The organism is Luteibacter sp. P4_E6, assembly GCF_056401535.1.
On the sequence record NZ_JBFUJE010000546.1, the window covers coordinates 1 to 2,489 of the forward strand.

At 61.1% G+C, this 2,489-nt stretch carries 1 protein-coding gene and 2 pseudogenes; all 3 read left to right on the plus strand.

Annotation, left to right across the window (positions count from 1 at the left end; genetic code table 11):
• A pseudogene (locus AC1DT2_RS20570) lies at positions 1 to 584 on the plus strand (NADH-quinone oxidoreductase subunit L); the annotation flags it as partial.
• Between the two features lie 14 nt (positions 585 to 598).
• Positions 599 to 2,110 carry an NADH-quinone oxidoreductase subunit M gene (locus AC1DT2_RS20575; protein WP_213948275.1) on the plus strand — a complete coding sequence of 504 codons (1,512 nt, stop codon included), beginning with the start codon at positions 599 to 601 and terminating at the stop codon, positions 2,108 to 2,110.
• Between the two features lie 13 nt (positions 2,111 to 2,123).
• A pseudogene (locus AC1DT2_RS20580) lies at positions 2,124 to 2,489 on the plus strand (NADH:ubiquinone oxidoreductase subunit N); the annotation flags it as partial.

Genomic DNA, 2,489 nt, shown 5'->3' on the forward strand with positions numbered 1-2,489 from the left:
AGCATGCACCGCACGAGTCGCCGTGGGTCGTTACCGTTCCGCTGGTCCTGCTTGCCATTCCGTCGATCATCATCGGTGGTCTCACCGTCGGCCCGATGCTGTTCGGTGACTGGTTCGGCAAGGCTATCCATGTAGACGAGGCGAACAACGTGCTCGCCGAAGTCGGGCATGAGTTCCACGGCGCCATCGCCATGGGTCTCCACGGCTTCATCCAGTTGCCGTTCCTGCTGGCGCTGGCGGRCTTCCTCGTCGCCACTGTCATCTACCTGTTCAAGCCGTCCATCGCCGACAAGATCAAGAACGCGCTGATGCCGGTCTACAACCTGCTCGACCACAAGTACTGGATCGATGAACTCTACTTCGCGGTGTTTGCGAAGGGTGGTGTGAAGCTCGGCGAAGGCCTGTCGAAGGTGGGCGATACCGCCATCATCGACGGTGCCATCGTCAACGGCTCGGCCAACCTTGTGCAGCGCATCGCCGGTGGCGTCCGCCGCCTGCAATCCGGATTCCTCTTCCACTACGTGTTCGCCATGATCCTCGGCCTCATCCTGCTCTTGGGCGGGTACTGGCTGATCGGGCAATAAGGGAAACGAGCTCTATGTCGAATCACTTGCTCAGCCTGCTGATCTGGCTCCCGGTCGTCGGCGCCATTCCGGTGCTGCTCGCCGGTACCGGACGCCCCGGCCTTGCCCGCTGGATATCGCTCCTGGTCGCGGTCGCCACGTTCGCCGCCAGCCTGGCCCTCATCCCTGCCTATGACGCCACCACGGGTACGATGCAGCTCAACGAATCGTTGAGCTGGATTCCCTCCCTCGGCATCAACTACTCGCTCGCCGTCGACGGTATCTCGGTTGCCCTGATCATCCTCACCACGTTCACCCAGATCCTCGTGATCGTGGGCGCATGGGAAGTGATCCAGAACAAGCCGCACCAGTACATGGCCGCCATGCTGCTGCTCGAAGGCGCCATGATCGGCGTGTTCTGCGCGACGGACGCGATGCTGTTCTACGTGTTCTTCGAAGCCATGCTGATCCCGATGTTCATCATCATCGGTATCTGGGGTGGTCCGCGCCGTGTCTACGCGACGCTGAAGTTCTTCATCTACACGTTCTTCGGCTCGATCTTCATGCTGGTCGGCCTGCTTTACCTGTGGCACAAGACCGGCGGCAGCTTCGCCATCTCGGACATGGCTGCCGTGCATCTGACGCTCACCGAGCAGAGCTGGCTGTTCTTCGCCTTCCTGCTGGGCTTCGCGATCAAGGTCCCGATGGTGCCGGTGCACACCTGGCTACCGGATGCCCACGTGGAGGCGCCTACCGGTGGTTCGGTGGTGCTGGCGGCGGTGATGCTGAAGATCGGTGGCTACGGATTCATCCGTTTCAGCCTGCCGATCGCGCCGGATGCCTCGCAGCATTATGAGTGGCTCATTGTCGTACTCAGCCTGATCGCGGTCTGCTACATCGGCTACATCGCCCTCGTTCAGCAGGACATGAAGAAGCTGGTGGCGTACTCGTCCATCGCGCACATGGGTTTCGTGACCCTGGGTATCTTCATCGCCTTCATCCTGGTGCGTGAGACGAATAACCCGGATGCCGCTCGCCTGGGCATGCAGGGTGCGATGGTCCAGATGATCTCGCACGGCTTCATCTCCGGCGCGATGTTCAGCTGCATTGGCGTCCTGTACGACCGCATGCATACGCGTCAGATCAAGGACTACGGCGGTGTCATCAACGTGATGCCGATCTTCGCCCCGTTCTACGTGTTGTTCGCCATGGCCAATAGCGGCCTGCCGGGCACGAGCGGTTTCGTCGGCGAGTTCATGGTCATCCTGGCCGCGTTCAGTGCCAACCCGTGGATCGCGCTGTTCGCCGCGTTCACCCTGATCATCGGCGCTGCCTACACGTTGTGGATGGTGAAGCGCGTGCTCTGGGGCAAGGTCACGAATTCGCACGTCGCGGAACTGAAGGACGTCAACGGTCGCGAAATCTTCATGCTGAGCGCGTTCGCCGCCGGTGTGCTGCTCTTCGGCATCTGGCCGGAGCCGCTGGTCCACCTGATGGATGCGTCGGTTGCTCGGATTGTCGAGCAGCTGGCCATTACCAAAGTCTGAGCGGGAACTATCCATGCCGAGTATCAACGACATCCTGATCCTGCTCCCCGAGATTTATCTCGTGGTCGCAGCCTGCGTGCTGCTTCTTCTGGATGCTTACCTCAAGCCGGGCCAGAAGGGCGCGGTTCACTGGCTCTCCATCCTCGTCCTGCTGGTTGGCGCGTACCTCGTCGTCAGCGGGCAGCCGGCCTCGTCGGTCAGCGCCTTCGGCGGCATGTTCATCCGTGACGGCGTTTCGGAAGTGCTGAAGGTGTTCTCGCTGCTGATCACAGCGATGATTTTCGTCTACGCGCGTCCGTACCTTAAGGAGCGGGCGATTCCGTTCGGCGAGTTCTACACGCTGACGCTCTTCGCCACCGTCGGCATCATGTTCCTGGTG